Source organism: Curtobacterium sp. MCBA15_007 (assembly GCF_001864905.1).
In the GTDB taxonomy this organism is placed as follows: Bacteria; Actinomycetota; Actinomycetes; order Actinomycetales; family Microbacteriaceae; genus Curtobacterium; species Curtobacterium poinsettiae.
The window spans coordinates 388,809-406,765 of the sequence record NZ_MJGM01000001.1 but is presented as its reverse complement, the minus strand read 5'-3'; the positions used below and the strand labels follow the sequence as shown (position 1 = coordinate 406,765).

Sequence of the window (17,957 nt, the reverse complement as noted above, 5' to 3'; positions counted from 1 at the left end):
CGGCCTCGCAGCCGACCGGTCGTGACCAGCCGACGCAACACAAGCGACGAGTCGCGACCAGCCACCGGCCGGGAGGCGCGTGGCAGCGCCGCCACGGGCCTCCCGTCCGCCTTCCGCGAGCGCTCACGACACCCCGCTCGCCTCTGCCGTGTGGTCACCAACCGTCGCTCGACGGCCTCGCAGCCGACGGATCGCGACCGCCCGAGGCACGCTCACGGGCGTGGTGGCCACCGAACGCAGCATCCGCGAAGAAAAAGATTCGGCACACCGAATCCTCTGGCAGGATCGGTGCATGACCGACACTGCCAGCACCCGGCTCGACGAGCGCCCACCCGGCGCCCCGCGTCGTCGTGCAGCCGGCCTCACCCTGCTCGGACCGGCCTTCGTCGCAGCCATCGCCTACGTCGACCCGGGCAACGTCGCCGCCAACCTGACCGCCGGGGCCGAGTACGGCTACCTGCTGCTCTGGGTGCTCGTGGCAGCGAACGCCAGCGCCGTGGTGGTGCAGTACCTGTCCGCCAAGCTCGGGGTGGTGACGGGCAAGTCGCTGCCCGAACACCTGGGCCTGCGGATGCGGCGCGCGCCGCGCCTGCTGTTCTGGGGCCAGGCCGAGATCGTGGCGGCAGCGACCGACATCGCCGAGGTCATCGGCGGCGCGCTGGCCCTCTACCTGCTCTTCGACCTGCCGCTCGTGGTCGGCGGGATCATCACCGGGCTCGTCTCGATGCTGCTGCTGACCCTGCACAGCCGCCGGGGCACGCGCCTGTTCGAGACCGTGGTGACGGCGATGCTCGCGATCCTGACGGTGGGCTTCTGCGCCGGGCTGCTGTTCGCCCGGGTCACACCGGCCGACCTGGTCGCCGGGCTCGTGCCGCGGTTCGAGGGCGCCGGGTCGGTGCTGCTCGCGGCCTCGATGCTCGGCGCGACCGTGATGCCGCACGCCGTGTACCTGCACTCGGCGCTCGCCCGGGACCGTCACGGGGACGTCCCCGCCGGGCCGGAGCGTCGCCGGGTGCTCGTCGCGACCCGGTGGGACGTCGGGCTCGCCCTGATCGTCGCCGGTGGGGTGAACATCGCGATGCTCGTCCTCGCCGCGGCCACCCTGCCGGGCGTCGCGGGCACCGACTCGATCCCCGGGGCGCAGCGGGCCATCGCCGAGAACGTGGGCCCGGTCGTCGGGGTGCTCTTCGCCGTCGGACTGCTGGCGTCCGGACTGGCCTCGACCTCGGTCGGCTGCATGGCCGGAGCGGAGATCATGCAGGGGCTGCTGCACGTGCGGATCCCGCTGGTGGCCCGGCGGGCGATCACCCTGGTGCCCGCGATCGTGCTGCTCGCGCTGCACATCGACGCGACGATGCTGCTCGTCGTCAGCCAGGTGGTGCTGAGCTTCGGGATCGCCTTCGCGATCGTGCCGCTCGTGGTCTACACGTCACGGCGGAGCGTGATGGGCACCGACGTGAACGCCGCGATCACCCGCGTGGTGGCGTGGGTGATCGCGGCGGTCATCGTGGCGCTCAACATCGCGCTGGTGGTGCTCACCCTGACCGGCTGAGGCACACCGGTCAGGGCGCGGCGGTCGTCACGCGACGACCTGGACGTCCTTCCAGAACGCGACGTAGCCCGAGTAGTCCTTGCCGACACGCTCGAACGACGACGGGATCGGCGTCGGGTACGACCACGCGCGGTCCTGCAGCGCCTGGCCGTCCACGTTCACCGTGAAGTACTGGGTGTCGCCCTTCCACGGGCAGTGGTACTGGGTGGGGCTCTCGGTGAAGAGCTCGGTCTTCACGCTCGACGGCGGGAAGTACCAGTTGCCCTCGATCTTGATGAGGTCCTCTTCCGGGGCCTCCGCGATCACCGTGTCGCCGACGACTGCCTTCATGGCGTTGCTCCTTCGCTCGCTGGTTCCGTGACGGGGCGAACGCTACGCGCGCTCCCCCGATTCCCGCAGGACGGGCAGGTCGGGGCCCGCGGCGAGCGCCGCGTGCACGTCGTCCCGGCTCAGGACGGCGGCTCCCTCGGACGCGCTGACCAGGTGCCGCACGGCACGGCGGAGCCCCGTGTACGCCGCGCAGGCCGCAGCGGCCTCGGGCGAGGTGTGGTCGATGCCGACCTCGGTGAGTGCGTCGACGACGGCTCCGGCGGCGAGCAGGTCCTCGACGGCGAAGTCGGGTGCGTCGGCGACGTCGACGGACTCCCCCGCCGCCTCGGCCGCGTCGTCGAGGGTCGCGGTGTGGTGCAGCCCGGCGGCCACGATCGCGACGACGCATCGGTCACCACGTGCGGCCTGGAGGCCCGTCACCCGTTCCGCGACCGCCGCCGCGTTGCCGAGGTGGCCGAGCACGACCTCCGGACCCTCCGGCAGCTGGGCGCTCACGTTCCGGAGCGCGCGCCGCTGCGCGGCGGCGTCGGGGCTCGGCGGCAGGGCGTCGACCCAGACGAGCAGGTGGGTGCCGTGGGCGATGCGTGCCGCGCCTCCGGGACCCCACGCGAACCGGACCTGGTACTTCTCCTGGGTGCGTTCTGCCACGTCCGTCACGATAGCCGCCCGGGCGATGCTGTCCCTCTCCACAGGGTCGCCGTCCGGCCGGGTTCCGCAAGGGTCGGCGACCGTAGGATGCATGGTCATGGAGATCGCCCCCGTGCCCACCCTGACCGGCGACCGTGTGACCCTCGAGCCCCTCGGGCAGGAGCACGCGGAAGACCTGCGGGCGGCGGTCGCGGACGGCGATCTGTGGCGCACCTGGTACACCTCGGTGCCCGCTCCGGCACAGGTCGAGGCCGAGATCGACCGGCGGCTCGCCGAGCACCATGCCGGCCGCATGGTGCCCTTCGCCGTGCGGGACCGCCCGACCGGGCGGGTGGTGGGCGCGACGACCTTCATGAACATCGACACGGGCAACCGTCACGTCGAGATCGGCAGCACGTTCCTGGCGAAGTCCGCCCAGCGCTCGGGGATCAACACCGAGTCGAAGCTGCTCATGCTCTCGCACGCGTTCGAGGCGTGGCAGTGCATCGCGGTCGAGTTCCGCACCCACTGGCACAACCTGCAGTCGCGCGCGGCCATCGCGGGCCTCGGCGCCAAGCAGGACGGCGTGCTCCGGAACCACGCGATCGGCCGAGACGGCACCCTGCGGGACACCGTGGTCTTCTCGGTCATCGCGTCGGAGTGGCCGGCCGTCCGGCTCGGACTGGCCGAGCGGCTCCGCCGGCACGACCGCGCCGAGGGGTCCCGCCGCCGGTCGGCCCGGCACGCCTGATCCCCGCGCCGCGACGGGCGTGATGCCCGCATCGGCGACGCACGGAGCAGCGCCCAGCCCGCGGGCGTAGCGTCACCGGCATGCACGTCGGCCTCCGGATCGTCCTCGACGCGCCGGTCGAGGCCGTGCGCGATGCCCTGCTGTCCCCGTCCGTGATGGTGGCGGTGACGAAGCCCTTCCTGGCGTACCGCTCCCGCGATCCGCAGGGGTTCCCGGAGCGCTGGGAGCCGGGGCACCCGCACCCGATCACCGCGGACGCCTTCGGCCTGGTGCCGAGCGGCGACACGCACGTCGACCTCGACCTGTACGAGATCCAGGGGGTTCCCGTGCAGCGCGACAACGGCGGTGGCACGTCCGGGCTGTTCGGCCGGATGACGATGTCGCACCGGATGGCCGTCCTCCCCGCGCCGGGCGGCCGGACCCTGCTGCTCGACCGCCTGACCTACCGCATGCGACCGGCCGCCCTCGGCCTCGCCCTGTGGCCCGGCATGTGGGTCATCTGGCAGTGGCGGGCGTTCCGGATGCGTGCCCTCGCGCCCACCTGGCGGACCGACGGCGCGTGACGCGACGCGGGTCGGGCCTCCCGTCCACCGCGCAGCGGGCGTAGCCTCGTCCACGTGAGCCAGACGCGCCCCCAGGAGCCGACGACCGACGACCGTGTGCGCAGCACGCTGGCGACGACGGATTGGCGGCGGATGACGTTCGACCTGTACCGCCGTGTCCGCGCGACGCCGGACCCCCAGACGGCGCACGCGCTGTGGCGGGAGACCCGCGACGCGATGTTCGCGGAGCACCCGGCGTCGCCGCTGCTCGACGAGGACGCCCGCGACTTCGAGTCCCTGCCGGTGCCGGACTACGACCCCGCCTGGCGCTTCCAGGTCCGCATCGAGGCCACGGAGCCCGCCGAGTTCGACTTCGAGACCGGCACCGACGGCGTCGTCCACTTCGACCGCCTCGGCCTGGTGCGGGTCCCCGGTGTCGGCACCCTCGACGTCTGGAAGCACGGCGGCTACGCGGGCGGGGTGTTCGTGCCCGTCAAGGACGCCAGCGCCGGCAAGGCCCGCGGCACCTACGGCGGCGGCCGCTACCTGCTCGACACCATCAAGGGCTCGGACCTGGGCGGCGACGACCTCGGGTCGCTCGTGCTCGACTTCAACTTCGCCTACAACCCGTCGTGCGCGTACGACCCGGCGTGGGCGTGCCCGCTCGCCCCTCCGGGCAACACCGTGCCGGTCCCGATCCCCGTCGGCGAGCAGTACGACTTCTAGGGTGGAACGCATGACAGGACTCGTCGCCCTCGACGTCGGCGGCCGCGTGCCCCCGTTCGAGCAGGTCCGATCGCAGATCGCCGCGCAGATCGCCGCCGGGTACCTGGTGGACGGCGAACGGCTGCCGAGCGTGCGGGGGCTGGCGGACGAGCTCGGCCTCGCCGCCGGCACCGTCGCGAAGGCCTACCAGCTGCTCGAGGAAGCCGGGCTCGTGCACACCGCACGGGGCGCCGGCACCCGGGTGGTGCGGCCGGCAGCGGTCCCGGACGCCGTGGCCGAGGCCGCTCGTGCCCTGGCCGGCGCGGCGCGCTCGGCGGGGCTGTCGGCGGACCAGGCCGCGACCGCGTTGCGCGAGGCCTGGCCAGCGTAGGGCTGCGCGGGGCTGGCCCGGCTGGCTGGCGCTTCCGGGCGTACCCGGTCGTTCCGGGCGTACCCGGTCGGGAGTTCCGACCCGCTCCGCCCGATTCGACCAGGCATCACGCGTTCTGGGAAGGAACGCCCGAGCGATCAGCAGCGCTTGTAGACGTACGCGTCGTCCTTCGGGGTCACCAGGTCGCGGTCGCGCAGGATGGTCATGGCCGGACGGCTCTTCAGCGTGCACACCGACCCCCACGAGCGCTTGAGGGTGTCCGAGTACTCCACGTCGATGACCCGCCCGCCGTAGGCCTTCGTGTACGCCGCGCACTCCCGGTACTGCACGCACTCCTCGGCGACGACGAAGTCGAACCCGGTCTGCTTCCGGCCGGACGCCCCGAGCTGCGGTGTGTTCTTCTGCCCGACGGCCAGGCCGTGCCGGTGTCCCTTGGCGACGAGCGACTTCGCGAGCGCCAGGTTGCCGGAACGGGTGAGCCGCTTGCCACTGCGGGTCCAGGAGTCGAGGTTGTCGAACTCGACCGCGTCGAACCCGCGGTCAGCGCAGCGGGCAACGGTCTTCGCGAGCACCTTCGTGATCAGGGCACGCTTGGCCGCCGTCCGGGTGTCGAGGAGCATCTCGTCGGGCCACCCCGGGTCCGCCACCGGCTTGCCCGCGCGGTCGCGGAGGATCGCCGACGGGTAGGACTTCTTCCAGGTGCGGGCGGCCTCGGGCTGCGTCTGGAACCCGTTGACGTAGCAGATGTTGTACTTGCCCTTCGCCGGGCGGTCGGTGCTGTCCCGCTCGACGATCGTGACGCCGGACGGCGGGGTGTAGCCGCCGCCGAGCTGATAGTCCACACGGCCCGAGGTCGGCAGGTTCCGGTAGCTGGCGGCCGCGCTCGTCGTGGCGGCCTCGGCGCAGCCGGCGGTGCCGAGGACGGCCACCAGGGCCATCGCGGTGGTCAACAGGACGGTTCGCATGCGCACCCCGGAATCCTCGCATGCGCGGGGAGAACCACCCGGCCCTCGCTGATCCGGGCATGTGCACGCTATGCTGGTCGTACTCGAGGCGCCGATCGCCTCGTGCGTCGTACGGACGCCCCGAACTCCCGACCACCTGTCTCCGGACTCCGGTCGATGATCGAGCACCTCACGAAGGTGCCCAGGCTTCTCTGCTGCGGCGACTGCGCCAGCCACATCGTTGGCGCGCATCCCGCCCGCGCGCTGCCTCGCAAGTGCGCCCACAGCCGGCTCGCTCCGGCTCGAAAGGTCACCATGACCACCGAAGACATCCGTTTCTCCGACCTCGGCGTCCCCGCGCCGATGGTCTCCGTCCTCGCCGACCAGGGCAAGGACATGGCGTTCCCCATCCAGGCGGACACGCTCCCGGACTCCCTGCAGGGCAAGGACGTCCTGGGCCGCGGCCGCACCGGCTCCGGCAAGACCATCGCGTTCGCGATCCCGCTGGTCGCCCGCCTCGCCGCCAGTGGCCGCAAGCGCCGCGCCGGTCGCCCCCGCGCGCTGGTGCTCGCCCCGACCCGTGAGCTCGCGACGCAGATCGACGTCGCGCTCGCCCCGCTCGCCAAGGCCATGGGCCTCAACACCACGACCATCTTCGGTGGCGTCGGTCAGGGTCGTCAGGTCGACGCCCTGCGCGGCGGCGTCGACGTCGTGGTCGCCTGCCCGGGTCGCCTCGCCGACCTCATGCAGCAGGGCCACGTGAACCTGGGCGACATCGAGGTCACCGTGCTCGACGAGGCCGACCACATGGCCGACATGGGCTTCCTGCCCGGTGTCACCAAGATCATGCAGGCGACCCCCGAGAAGGGACAGCGTCTGCTGTTCTCCGCCACGCTCGACAACGGTGTGGACAAGCTCGTCAAGAAGTTCCTGCACAACCCGGTGATGCACTCCGTCGACGAGGCGAACAGCCCCGTCGAGGCGATGACCCACCACCTGTTCGAGGTCGCCGACGCCGACGCGAAGAAGCACCTCGTGAGCGCCCTCGCCTCGGGCAACGGTCGCCGCATCCTCTTCATGCGCACGAAGCACCACGCCAAGCGCCTCGCCAAGCAGCTCAGCAGCCAGGGGATCCCGGCCGTCGACCTGCAGGGCAACCTGTCGCAGGGCGCCCGTGAGCGCAACCTCGCAAAGTTCTCCTCCGGTGAGGCCCTCGTGCTCGTCGCCACCGACGTCGCCGCCCGTGGCGTGCACGTCGACAACGTCGAGCTCGTCGTCCACGTCGACCCGCCCACCGAGCACAAGGCGTACCTGCACCGCTCGGGTCGCACGGCGCGCGCCGGTTCGTCCGGTGACGTCGTCACGGTGACGATGCCCGCCGAGCGTCGCGACGTCGCGCAGATGATGCGTGCGGCCGCGATCAAGGTCACGCCGCAGCACGTCACCTCGACCTCCGCCGCGGTCACCGCGCTCGTCGGCGAGGTCGCCCCGATCCGCCACGTCGCCGAGGAGCAGCCCACCCAGCAGCGTCAGCCCAAGCAGCGCTCTGCCGAGTCCGCCGGTGACGGTGGCGGTCGTCGCCGTGGTCGCGGCGGTCGGTCGGGAGGCGCGGCGCAGCCCGCACGCTCCGGTTCCGCTGGCGAGTCCGCCGGTTCGGCCGGGGGCCGTCAGGGCCGTCCGGCCCGTGGCGCGCGTTCCGAGGGCGCCGGGCGCTCCGGCGCCGCGGCCGCCGGTTCGACCGGTGGTCGCCGCAGCGGCGGCAACCGCCGCTCCGGCAGCGGTGACGTCGTGCGCGGCGGCTCGTCGGCTGTCTGGTCGTCCGAGGGCGGCTACGCCGCGGGTCGGTCCGGCAACGAGTCGGGCGGCAACCGTCGTGGTGGCTCGCGCCGCGCCTCCCGTCCGGCCGGCGCTGCGGACCGCCACTGAACCACCCGCTCGACCCGCGCGGTCTGAGTCCGTTGGTCTGAGCCCGTCGGTGCCCGCAAGACACCGGTGTTCACGTTTCGCACCCCCGCATCCCGGGGTGTGATCCGCGAACACCGGTGTTTTGCGTGAAGGCGGGGGCGAAACCTTGGCGGGGGCTGGGGGTGGGGTACCCCGGCGGGCGTACGGTCTGCTTCACCGGATGCCGCGCAAGCGGCTGACGGGGAACACGTCCGCTTCTGGAAGGAGTGCCTATGGCTGGCATCGATGACATCAAGAACGCCGCTGAGAAGGCGGCAGGCAAGGTCAAGGAAGCCGTCGGGAACGCGACCGACAACGACCGCCTGAAGGCCGAAGGCCAGACCGACCAGGGCAAGGCCTCGGCGAAGCAGGGCGTCACCGACGTCAAGGACGCCGCGCACGGCGTCGCCGACAGCTTCAAGAACGACAAGCACTGAAGCCGGTTCGCGACCGAGCTGCGAAGCCCCCGGATCCGATCGGATCCGGGGGCTTCGTCGTGCGCGCGGGGCTTCGTCGTGCGCTGGGTACGGCCGCCCCCGTCGGGCTAGTGCAGGGCGCCGACCGACGCGAGACCGGCCCGGAGCAGGGCGCCGCGGCCGCCTTCCATCTCGTCGGCGACGGCGTCGGACGCGGCTTCCATCGGGCTCATCCACGTGAGTTCGAGAGCGTCCTGCCGGGGCTCGCACGTCCCCGTGACCGGGACGACGTAGGCCAGCGAGATCGCGTGCTGCCGCTCGTCGGTGTACACCGAGGCGCCGGGCAGCGGGAAGTACTCGGCCACGGTGAACGGCGCCGGGCTCGAGGGCAGCTGCGGGAACGCCATCGGCCCGAGGTCCTTCTCCAGGTGGCGGAACAGTGCGGTGCGGATCGACTCGCCGAACATCACGCGACCGGACACCAGGGTGCGGGCGATCGAACCGCTCGGGGAGACCCGCAGCAGCACCCCGACCTCGGTCACGACACCGAGGCCGTCGGTGCGGACGGGGACCGCTTCGACGTAGCAGATCGGCAGACGACGGCGGACGTTCGCGAGCTCCTCGTCGGACAGCCAGCCGGAGTCGGGGTCGGGGGTGCGCAGCGAGGACATGCACCGTGTCTACCAGGGACGGCAGCGAGTTCGGCGGAAGGCGCGGGAGTTGGGGATGGTTAGCGTTGTCCACATGATCGATGCGGACCTGGTGCAGTGGACACGGAGTGCCTCGGACCGGCGGGGCACACCCCTGCTCGTCGCGATGCACGGGGTGGGGTCGAACGAGCACGACCTGCTCGGACTCGCCCCCGCGCTGCCGCCCGCGTGGACCGTCGCCTCGCTCCGGGCACCGATGCCGTGGGGGCCCGGCTTCAGCTGGTACCCGCTCGGCACCCCCGGCTCCCCCGCGCCCGAGGCGGTCGACGCCGCGGTCGACGAGGTGCTCGACTGGATCGACTCCGTCGCCGCAGACCACCCGCGGATCGGACTGCTCGGGTTCTCGCAGGGCGGCTCGATGGCGCTCCAGCTCCTGCGGGCACGGCCCGCGGCCTTCGCGTTCGCGGTGTCGCTGTCGGGGTTCGTGGTGCCGGGCGTCACGGATTCGCGTGACGAGGCCGTCTCGGCTGTGCGGCCGAGGGTCTTCCTGGGGCACGGCGACCTCGACCCGGTGATCCCGCCCGAGGCCACCGTTCGGACACAGGCGTGGGCCGCGGCGCACACCGACGTGACCGACCGGACCTACGCGGGCCTGCCGCACGCGGTGTCGACGGCGGAGCTCGCGGACGTGGCGGCCTTCGTCGACGCCGGGTAGGCGCTGCGCGCGCTTCGTGAGCACGAATGGTCGGGTCCGACGCGCGGACCCGACCACAGCTGCTCACGATGTGCAGGCAGACAGGAGGCCCGGTGCCAGCTGGCACCGGGCCTCCTGTCCGTCGTGGGTGACGTCCGTCAGTCGGCGAGGATCTGGAGCAGGTCCTTGCGGAGCTGGTCCACCTTGGCCGTGGCCGCCTTGGCCTGTTCCTCGGTCGCGGTGCTGCGGTACATGTGCAGGACGCCCATGGTCTTCCGGAGCGCCTCGAAGAACTCGCGCTGGGCGTCCGGGATGCCAGGGGCCCCGTCGAGTGCCGCGGCGATCTCGTCGGCCTTGGCCTCGGTCTCGGCCTTGCCGGCGTCGGTGAGTTCGAAGAGCGTCTTGCGACCGTCGCCGGACGAGACCACGAGGTCTTCGTCGACGAGCTGCTGGAGCGTCGGGTAGACCGAGCCGGGGCTCGGCTTCCAGGCGCCGCCGGTGCGCTCGGCGATGGTCTTGATCACGGCGTAGCCGTTCTGCGGGCCCTCGGCCAGCAGGCCGAGGATCGCGAGTCGGACGTCGCCGCGGCGACGGCGTTCGCGGCCGAAGCCGGGGCCGCCGAATCCGGGACCGAAGCCCATGCCCGGGCCGAAGCCGGGGCCGAACCCGCGGCCACCGAAGCCCCGGCCGCCGTGGTCGTGGTCACCGCGGTCGCGGCCGGGGAAGCCGGCGCCGTGGTGCTGCCGCGCGCCGCCGAAGCGGGGGCCGCGCGGGCCGAACCCGCGCTGGTCGCGGGGGGACGTGTTGCTGTTGTCGTCATACGAGGGGCGCATGAGGAGTCCTTTCGTCGTGCTGAGTCGGCTCGCGACCGGTCTGACCTGATCGTCTTCGTCGTATCGCGATGTGTTTACGATAGATCGTTAACTATCGCTCTGTCAAGAGCGACGTCCGCTCGGCCTGCTGTCGGTGGCGACGGGCAGGATGGGACGGACCATGACGGACGTCTTCGAGCGCTTCTCCCCCGCCACCACCGAGTGGTTCCGCGGCGCCTTCGACGCACCGACCCCCGCACAGGCCGGGGCGTGGGACGCCATCTCGACCGGGCAGCACGCGCTCGTGATCGCCCCGACCGGTTCCGGCAAGACCCTGGCCTCGTTCCTGTGGTCGATCGACCGGCTCATCAGCGCGACCGACCGGCCGCCGGCGAAGCAGCGCACGCGGGTGCTCTACGTCTCGCCGCTCAAGGCCCTGGGCGTCGACGTCGAGCGCAACCTGCGGAGCCCGCTCGTCGGCATCACCCAGACCGCACGCCGTCTCGGTACCGAACCACCGGACGTCACGGTGGGTGTGCGCAGCGGTGACACCCCGTCGTCCGACCGGCAGAAGCTCCTGCGCCAGCCGCCGGACATCCTCATCACCACGCCCGAGTCGCTCTACCTGATGCTCACCTCGCAGGCACGCGAGACCCTGGTGAACGTCGACACCGTCATCGTGGACGAGGTCCACGCGGTTGCCTCGAGCAAGCGCGGCGCACACCTGGCCGTGTCGCTCGAACGCCTCGACGACCTGCTCGACAAGCCCGTGCAGCGCATCGGGTTGTCCGCGACCGTCCGTCCGCCGGAAGAGGTCGCGCGGTTCCTGGGCGGCCGCGCCCCGGTGACGATCATCGCGCCGCCGGCGCAGAAGACCTTCGACCTGCGGGTCGTCGTGCCCGTCGACGACATGACCGAGCTCGGGGCGCCGCCGGTCGGTGCGGACGCGTCCGAGTCGCCGACGAACGGGTCGATCTGGCCGCACGTCGAAGAGCGCGTCGTCGACCTGATCGAGGAACACCGCTCGACCATCGTGTTCGCGAACTCGCGGCGGCTGGCCGAGCGGCTGACGGCACGGCTCAACGAGATCCACGAGGAACGCGTGCTCGCCGCCGCCGGCGACGGCGCCCTGGTGCCGGCGGGGGCGTCGCCGGACGACGACGGCCTGCCCGTTGCACGGGGGCGGCCGCAGTCTCCGGCGCGCACCTCGGCGCATGCGGTCGCGCCCCAGGGGGCCAAACGGCCGCCGGCGCAGCTCATCGGCGGGTCCGGGCAGACCGCCGGCGGGGGCTCGGACGCCTCCGTCCCGGTGCTCGCCCGCGCGCACCACGGCTCGGTGTCGAAGGACCAGCGCGCGATCATCGAGGACGACCTGAAGTCCGGTCGGCTGCGGTGCGTCGTCGCGACGAGCTCGCTCGAACTCGGTATCGACATGGGCGAGGTAGACCTGGTCGTCCAGGTCGAGGCGCCGCCCTCGGTCGCGAGCGGGCTGCAGCGCGTCGGTCGTGCCGGACACCAGGTGGGCGAGATCTCGCGTGGGGTGCTGTTCCCGAAGCACCGGGCCGACCTGGTCAACAGCGCGGTCACGGTCGAGCGGATGGTCTCGGGCCAGATCGAGTCGATCTCGGTGCCGGCGAACCCGCTCGACGTCCTGGCGCAGCACACCGTGGCGGCCGGGTCCATCGACACCCTCGACGTCGAACACTGGTTCGAACTCGTGCGGCGGAGCGCCCCGTTCAGCGGCCTGCCCCGGTCGGCGTTCGAGGCGACGCTCGACCTGGTCACGGGTCGGTACCCGAGCGACGAGTTCGCCGAACTCCGGCCACGGCTGGTCTGGGACCGCGTGCACGGCACCCTGACCGGGCGGCCCGGTGCCCAGCGGCTCGCGGTGACGAGCGGCGGGACGATCCCCGACCGTGGCATGTTCGGCGTGTTCATGGTCGGCGAGAAGGCGTCCCGCGTCGGCGAGCTCGACGAGGAGATGGTCTACGAATCACGCGTGGGGGACGTCTTCGCCCTCGGTGCCACGAGCTGGCGGATCGAGGAGATCACCCACGACCGCGTCGTCGTGAGCCCGGCGTTCGGGCAGCCCGGTCGCGTGCCGTTCTGGAAGGGCGACGGCATCGGCCGACCCGCCGAGCTCGGCCGGGCCACCGGTGCGTTCGTGCGCGAGGTCGAGGGCGCATCGGACGACGACGCCCGCGCCCGGGTCGCCGCCGGCGGACTGGACGAGCGTGCCGTCACCAACCTGCTGACGTTCCTGCGCGACCAGCGCGCGGCCACCGGCCACGTGCCGAACGACACCACGCTCGTCGTCGAGCGGTTCCGCGACGAGCTCGGGGACTGGCGGCTCATCCTGCACTCGCCCTACGGCATGCAGGTGCACGCGCCGTGGGCCCTGGCCGTCGCCGCGCGGCTGCGCGAACGGCACGGCATCGACGGCGACGCGATGGCGGCCGACGACGGGATCGTCGTGCGCATCCCGGAGACCGACGCCGAGCCGCCGGGTGCCGACCTGTTCGTGTTCGAGCGCGACGACCTCGAGGCCCTGGTCACCGACGAGGTCGGCGGCTCAGCGCTCTTCGCCGCGCGGTTCCGCGAGTGCGCGGCGCGCGCCCTGCTGCTGCCCCGACGGAACCCCGGGCAGCGGTCGCCGCTCTGGCAGCAGCGGCAGCGGGCCTCGCAGCTGCTCGAGGTCGCGCAGAAGTACCCGACGTTCCCGATCGTGCTCGAGACCGTGCGCGAGGTGCTGCAGGACGTCTACGACGTGCCCGCACTGCTCGGGATCGCCGACGACATCGCCGGGCGCCGGATCCGGTTGGTCGAGACCGAGACCGAGCAGCCGTCGCCGTTCGCCCGGTCGATCCTGTTCGGGTACGTCGCGGCCTTCATGTACGAGGGCGACACCCCGCTCGCCGAACGCCGGGCAGCGGCGCTGTCGCTCGACTCGACGCTGCTCGGCGAACTGCTCGGTCGTGCGGAGCTGCGCGAGCTGCTCGATCCCGCGGTCATCACGTCGGTGGAACGCGACCTGCAGCGGCTCTCGCCGGACCGCCGTGCCCGTGACGCCGAGGGGCTCGTCGACGTCCTGCGGCTGGTCGGCGCGCTCGACCTGGACGAAGCGGTCGACCGGAGCTGGCTCGCAGACACCGCCGACCGGGCCGGGGCGACCGCCGAACTGCGCAGCACGCTCCAGGCCCTGGAACGTGATCGCCGGGTGCTCTCGTTCTCGCACGCCGGGGCGACGCGCTGGGCCGTGATCGAGGACGCCGCCCGTCTGCGTGACGCCCTCGGGGTCCCGCTGCCGATCGGTGTGCCCACGGCGTTCATCGAGCCCGTGGCGGATCCCCTGGGCGATCTGATCGGCCGCTACGCGAGGTCGCACGGACCGTTCTCCGCACAGGAGGCCGCCGGTCGCCTCGGCCTGGGGATCGCCGTCGTGCAGGACACCCTGCGCCGACTCGTCGCCGACCGCCGTGTGGTGGAGGGCGAGTTCCGACCCGATCGCCAGGGTGCCGAATGGTGCGATGCCGAGGTCCTGCGACGGATCCGCACGAAGTCCCTCGCGGCCCTGCGGCATGAGGTCGAACCGGTCTCGCCGGACACCCTCGCCCGCTTCCTGCCGGCCTGGCAGCACGTGCAGACCCCCGGGACCCGCGGTGGCCTCCGTGGCGTCGACGGCGTGCTGCAGGTGATCGACCAGCTCGCCGGGGTGGCCCTGCCCGCCAGCGCGTGGGAGACCCTGGTGCTGCCGTCGCGCGTCACCGACTACTCGACGAGCATGCTCGACGAACTGACCGCCACGGGCGAGGTCCTGTGGTCCGGCGGCGGCACACTGCCCGGCAACGACGGCTGGGTGCGTCTGCACCTGGCCGACACCGCGGCGACGACGCTCGCCGAGCCCTCCGGTGACGAGACGACCGAGCTGCAGCGCGACGTGCTCGGTGCGCTGGCCGGTGGCGGCGCCTACTTCTTCCGGCAGCTGGGCCAGGCCGTGGGCAGCAGCGACGACCAGGCGCTCACGACCGCGCTGTGGGACCTGGTCTGGGCCGGGCAGATCACGAACGACACGTTCGCCCCGCTGCGGTCGATGCTCGGCGGCAAGGCGAAGAGCTCGAGCGCTCCACGGGCCCGGGCCTACCGCGGCCGTCGGCGGCCGACCATGCCGACGCAGTCCGGGCCGCCGTCCGTCGGGGGTCGCTGGTCGCTCCTGCCGCTGGCCGAGTCCGACTCGACCGTGCGGGCCGCGGCGACCGCCGAACAGCTGCTCGAACGCTACGGCGTCGTGACCCGCGGCGCCGTGCAGGTCGAGGGTGTCCGCGGCGGCTTCGCGGGGGTGTACCGGGTGCTCTCGCGGTTCGAGGAGTCCGGCCGGGCTCGTCGCGGGTACTTCGTCGAGGGGCTCGGTGCCGCCCAGTTCGCCACCGGCCCGACCGTCGACCGGCTGCGCACCTACGCCCGCGAGCTCGGCGACGACGAGCGTGACGACCCGGACCGCAAGCGCGAGGCCCTGACGCTCGCGGCGACCGACCCGGCGAACCCGTACGGGGCCTCGTTGCCGTGGCCCACGGGCGACGTCGACCCCGGAGTCGCGGACGATGCCGTCGCAGCCGGTGGGGCGAGCACCGGCGCGAACGATGCGGCGAGCGGCGTTGCGAGCGGCGCGAAGGCCACCCGCGGTCACCGGCCCGGGCGCAAGGCAGGCGCCCTCGTGACGACCGTCGACGGCAAGCTCACCGTGTACGTCGAGCGGGGCGGCAAGTCCGTGCTCACGTTCACCGACGACGCGGCCGACCTCGCCGCTGCCGCCACCTCGATCGCCTCGATCGTCCGGACCGGGCTGCGGAAGCTCTCGGTCGAGCGGGTCGACGGGGACTTCGTGCTCGAGACGCTGCTCGGCGGCGCGCTCCGTCAGGCAGGGTTCACGGCGACCCCGCAGGGGCTGCGGCTCCGTGTGTGAGGCGAGCCGCGCCTCCCGGCCGTGCGGTGACCACGTGCCGGAGGTGCCCCGTGCCTGAAGGCGACACCGTCTACCGTGCGGCACGCCGTCTGCACACCGCGCTGGCGGGCAAGGTCCTGACGAAGAGCGACTTCCGGGTCCCGGCCTTCGCCACCCTCGACCTGGTGGGGCGCACCGTCGACGAGGTCGTCCCCCGCGGCAAGCACCTGCTGCACCGGATCGGCGACCTGACCGTGCACTCGCACCTGAAGATGGAGGGCCGGTGGGACGTCTACGCGCCCGGTGACCGCTGGCGACGTCCGGCGCACCAAGCCCGGGCGATCCTGGACGCCGAAGGAGTCTCCACCGTCGGCTTCGCGCTCGGGGTGCTCGAGGTCGTCCCGCGCGACCAGGAGTCCGAGGTCGTCGGACACCTGGGGCCCGACCTGCTCGGCCCCGACTGGGACGCCGACCTGGCCCTCGCCAACCTGACGGAGGACCCCGAACGGCCGGTCGGGTTGGCGCTGCTCGACCAACGGGTGCTCGCCGGGCTCGGCAACGTGTACCGGAACGAACTCTGCTTCCTGCGCGGGGTGCTGCCGACGCGTCCGGCCGGCCAGGTCCCCGACCCGGCGCGCACGATCACGCTCGCCAGCCGACTGATCCTGGCGAACCGCGACCGCAGCGCCCGCGTGACCACCGGTGTCGACCGCCCCGGTCGACGGTTCTGGGTCTACGGTCGCGCCGGCAAGCCGTGTCTGCGCTGCGGGACCCCGATCCGGCACGGCGAACTCGGCGACTCGGAGCTCACTCTGCGCGACACCCACTGGTGTCCGCGCTGTCAGACCTGACGCACGGGGTGCAGGCGCTCCGCGGCGGTCACTCGGACCGCGTCGGTGACCCGTTCGAGGAGCGCTGACGCCAGGTTCCAGCGCTGCCACCACAGCGCGACGTCGGCGTGCCGACCCGGGGCCAGCTCGACCAGGACACCGCGGTCGATCGCGTCGAGGCACTGCGCCTCGGGCAGCAGCCCCCACCCGAACCCGAGCGTGACGGCGCGGGCGAAGTCGGCAGAGGTCGGGACGAAGTGGCGCGGGCCGCCGGGAGCGTGCCCCAGGACCTGGCGCAGGTACCCCTGCTGCAGGTCGTCGTCGCGGTCGTAGTCGACGAGCGGGACCTCGTCGAGCCGCCGGAGCATCCGCCGCTCGGTGCCGGTGTCGCCGAGGTACCGGGCGACGAACGCCGGTGACGCCACGGCCCGGTACCGATCGATGCCGAGCGGCACCGACGAGCAGCCCTGCACGGGGTCCGCCTCGGCCGTCACCGCGCCCATCACGGTGCCGGCGCGGAGCAGCTCGGCGGTGCGGTCCTGGTCTTCGCGGTGCAGGTCGAAGACCACCTCGGTGTCGGCCCGGACGAGGGCCAGAGCATCGAGGAACCAGGTGCCGAGCGAGTCGGCGTTGACGGCCAGCGGGATCGACGGCACCACCGAGGAGCCACCGCCGAGTGCACGGGAGGTCTCCTCGTCGAGCAGCCGGACCTGCCGCGCGTGCCGGAGCACCACCTCGCCGTCCGCGGTCGGGCGCACCGGGGTGGTGCGCTGGAGCAGGACCCGACCGACCTGCTGCTCCATCGACTTGATCCGCTGCGAGACCGCCGACGGGGTGATGGCCAGCGCGCGAGCCGCGGCGTCCAGGGTGCCGTGGTCGACGGCGGCGAGCAGCGTCTCGAGGTGTTCGCGCTGGAACCGGGACATGCAGCTGAGCTTATGGCGCTGCAGGAACATGAGCTGTACTGCACCGCGGCGACGCTCTAGCGTCGGATCCGTGACCACGCTGCTGCCCCTGCTCTCCGGACTCGGCACGGGACTCGCACTGATCGTCGCGATCGGTGTGCAGAACACGTACCTGCTCCGGCTCGCGGTCAGCGCAGGACTCCGGGTGGTGGCCGCGGCGGTCGTGGTGTGCGCGGTCTCGGATGCGCTGCTCATCGTCGCCGGGGTGCTCGGGGTCGGCGCCGTGGTCGAGCGGTTCCCCGTGGCGCTCCTGGTGGTCCGGTTCGTCGGTGCCGCGTTCCTGCTCACCTACGGGGTGCTCGCGGCGCGGCGTGCGCTGCGGCCGTCGGGGGACGCGATGCGGGTCGCCGACGAGGCGGCCGACGACGGGGTCGTGGGCGCCGGTGCGGGCGCAGGCGCGGGGGTCGACACGGGCGCGGGCGCCGGTCCGGGGATCGACACGACCGGGCGTTCGACGGTGGCGGCGGGGCGGACGCGCACCGTGCCTCCCGGCCAGGGGGTGACCATGCGGACGGCGGTGCTGACCATGCTCGTCTTCACGTGGGCGAACCCGCACGTGTACCTGGACACGCTGGTGTTCCTCGGGTCGGTGGCGAACCAGCAGGGTGCGGACGACCGGTGGCTCTGGACGATCGGTGCCGTCGCGGCGAGCTGCCTGTGGTTCGGTGCGCTCGGGTTCGGCGGTCGGCTGCTGCGGCCGCTGTTCGAGAAGCCGCTCACGTGGCGGGTGTTCGACGGCCTGGTCGCCGTCGTGATGCTCGCGTTCGGCGGGCTGCTGCTCGTCGGCGCGTAGCGGCTGCGGCGCGCTGCGGTCTGCAAAACACCGGTGTCCACACGTCGAACCGCGGTGTGCGGGTGTGCAACG

General features: G+C 72.8%; 17 protein-coding genes. 11 read left to right on the top strand and 6 right to left on the bottom strand.

All coding sequences use genetic code 11. From position 1 onward, the window contains the following. Window positions 1-292: 292 nt before the first annotated feature. Window positions 293-1,552: an Nramp family divalent metal transporter gene (locus BIU95_RS01965; RefSeq protein ID WP_017885856.1), complete on the top strand. Its 1,260-nt coding sequence runs from the start codon at window positions 293-295 to the stop codon at window positions 1,550-1,552. Window positions 1,553-1,579: 27 nt separating this feature from the next. Here the strand turns inward: BIU95_RS01965 and BIU95_RS01960 are convergent, their stop codons facing one another. Both BIU95_RS01960 and BIU95_RS01955 read right to left on the bottom strand, forming a co-directional pair. Beyond that, window positions 1,580-1,882 (bottom strand): DUF427 domain-containing protein, encoded by a 303-nt coding sequence (locus tag BIU95_RS01960; protein WP_017885855.1) that lies wholly within the window; start codon window positions 1,880-1,882, stop codon window positions 1,580-1,582. Between the two features lie 42 nt (window positions 1,883-1,924). Then, a complete protein-coding gene (locus BIU95_RS01955) occupies window positions 1,925-2,530 on the bottom strand; it encodes a 2-phosphosulfolactate phosphatase (RefSeq protein WP_031259161.1) in 606 nt (201 codons plus the stop codon). A gap of 91 nt (window positions 2,531-2,621) precedes the next feature. Here BIU95_RS01955 and BIU95_RS01950 point away from each other — a divergent pair, with 91 nt between their 5' ends. The 4 genes from BIU95_RS01950 (at window position 2,622) to BIU95_RS01935 (ending at window position 4,898) form a co-directional block, all read left to right on the top strand. Further along, window positions 2,622-3,260: a GNAT family N-acetyltransferase gene (locus BIU95_RS01950; protein ID WP_071250129.1), complete on the top strand. Its 639-nt coding sequence runs from the start codon at window positions 2,622-2,624 to the stop codon at window positions 3,258-3,260. Window positions 3,261-3,340: 80 nt separating this feature from the next. Then, a complete protein-coding gene (locus BIU95_RS01945) occupies window positions 3,341-3,823 on the top strand; it encodes a hypothetical protein (RefSeq protein WP_071250127.1) in 483 nt (160 codons plus the stop codon). 132 nt (window positions 3,824-3,955) lie between these two features. Beyond that, the gene (locus tag BIU95_RS01940) at window positions 3,956-4,528 is read left to right on the top strand and encodes a DUF1684 domain-containing protein (RefSeq protein WP_051597091.1); all 573 of its coding nucleotides are present in this window, start codon (window positions 3,956-3,958) and stop codon (window positions 4,526-4,528) included. Window positions 4,529-4,538: 10 nt separating this feature from the next. Continuing rightward, window positions 4,539-4,898 carry a GntR family transcriptional regulator gene (locus tag BIU95_RS01935; protein ID WP_031259158.1) on the top strand — a complete coding sequence of 120 codons (360 nt, stop codon included), beginning with the start codon at window positions 4,539-4,541 and terminating at the stop codon, window positions 4,896-4,898. Between the two features lie 137 nt (window positions 4,899-5,035). Here BIU95_RS01935 and BIU95_RS01930 read toward each other — a convergent pair whose 3' ends face one another. Next, window positions 5,036-5,863: an endo alpha-1,4 polygalactosaminidase gene (locus tag BIU95_RS01930; RefSeq protein WP_240048657.1), complete on the bottom strand. Its 828-nt coding sequence runs from the start codon at window positions 5,861-5,863 to the stop codon at window positions 5,036-5,038. Between the two features lie 294 nt (window positions 5,864-6,157). On the opposite strand from BIU95_RS01930, the gene BIU95_RS01925 reads away from it, so the two are divergent. Continuing rightward, entirely contained in the window at window positions 6,158-7,768 is a 1,611-nt protein-coding gene (locus BIU95_RS01925; protein WP_017885848.1) for a DEAD/DEAH box helicase, read from the top strand. A 251-nt stretch (window positions 7,769-8,019) separates the two neighbouring features. Continuing rightward, entirely contained in the window at window positions 8,020-8,223 is a 204-nt protein-coding gene (locus BIU95_RS01920) for a CsbD family protein (protein WP_017885847.1), read from the top strand. A 107-nt stretch (window positions 8,224-8,330) separates the two neighbouring features. On the opposite strand, the gene BIU95_RS01915 is transcribed toward BIU95_RS01920, so the two are convergent. Beyond that, window positions 8,331-8,873 carry an NUDIX hydrolase family protein gene (locus tag BIU95_RS01915; RefSeq protein WP_017885846.1) on the bottom strand — a complete coding sequence of 181 codons (543 nt, stop codon included), beginning with the start codon at window positions 8,871-8,873 and terminating at the stop codon, window positions 8,331-8,333. A 73-nt stretch (window positions 8,874-8,946) separates the two neighbouring features. Between BIU95_RS01915 and BIU95_RS01910 the strand changes: the two genes are divergently transcribed. Further along, a complete protein-coding gene (locus BIU95_RS01910; protein ID WP_083389177.1) occupies window positions 8,947-9,567 on the top strand; it encodes an alpha/beta hydrolase in 621 nt (206 codons plus the stop codon). Window positions 9,568-9,704: 137 nt separating this feature from the next. On the opposite strand, the gene BIU95_RS01905 is transcribed toward BIU95_RS01910, so the two are convergent. Continuing rightward, window positions 9,705-10,379 (bottom strand): PadR family transcriptional regulator, encoded by a 675-nt coding sequence (locus BIU95_RS01905; RefSeq protein ID WP_017885844.1) that lies wholly within the window; start codon window positions 10,377-10,379, stop codon window positions 9,705-9,707. Window positions 10,380-10,539: 160 nt separating this feature from the next. On the opposite strand from BIU95_RS01905, the gene BIU95_RS01900 reads away from it, so the two are divergent. Both BIU95_RS01900 and BIU95_RS01895 read left to right on the top strand, forming a co-directional pair. Further along, window positions 10,540-15,318, top strand: coding sequence for a DEAD/DEAH box helicase (locus BIU95_RS01900; RefSeq protein ID WP_071250118.1), 4,779 nt, complete (start codon window positions 10,540-10,542; stop codon window positions 15,316-15,318). Between the two features lie 50 nt (window positions 15,319-15,368). Beyond that, window positions 15,369-16,148 (top strand): Fpg/Nei family DNA glycosylase, encoded by a 780-nt coding sequence (locus BIU95_RS01895; protein WP_071250116.1) that lies wholly within the window; start codon window positions 15,369-15,371, stop codon window positions 16,146-16,148. Here the strand turns inward: BIU95_RS01895 and BIU95_RS01890 are convergent. After that, on the bottom strand, window positions 16,139-17,053 hold the full coding sequence (locus BIU95_RS01890; RefSeq protein ID WP_071250114.1) for a LysR family transcriptional regulator ArgP: 915 nt from the start codon (window positions 17,051-17,053) through the stop codon (window positions 16,139-16,141). The two genes, BIU95_RS01895 and BIU95_RS01890, sit on opposite strands and share 10 nt — an antisense overlap. Window positions 17,054-17,123: 70 nt before the next feature. Here BIU95_RS01890 and BIU95_RS01885 point away from each other — a divergent pair, with 70 nt between their 5' ends. Further along, window positions 17,124-17,885: a LysE/ArgO family amino acid transporter gene (locus tag BIU95_RS01885; protein ID WP_083389176.1), complete on the top strand. Its 762-nt coding sequence runs from the start codon at window positions 17,124-17,126 to the stop codon at window positions 17,883-17,885. Window positions 17,886-17,957: the final 72 nt, after the last annotated feature.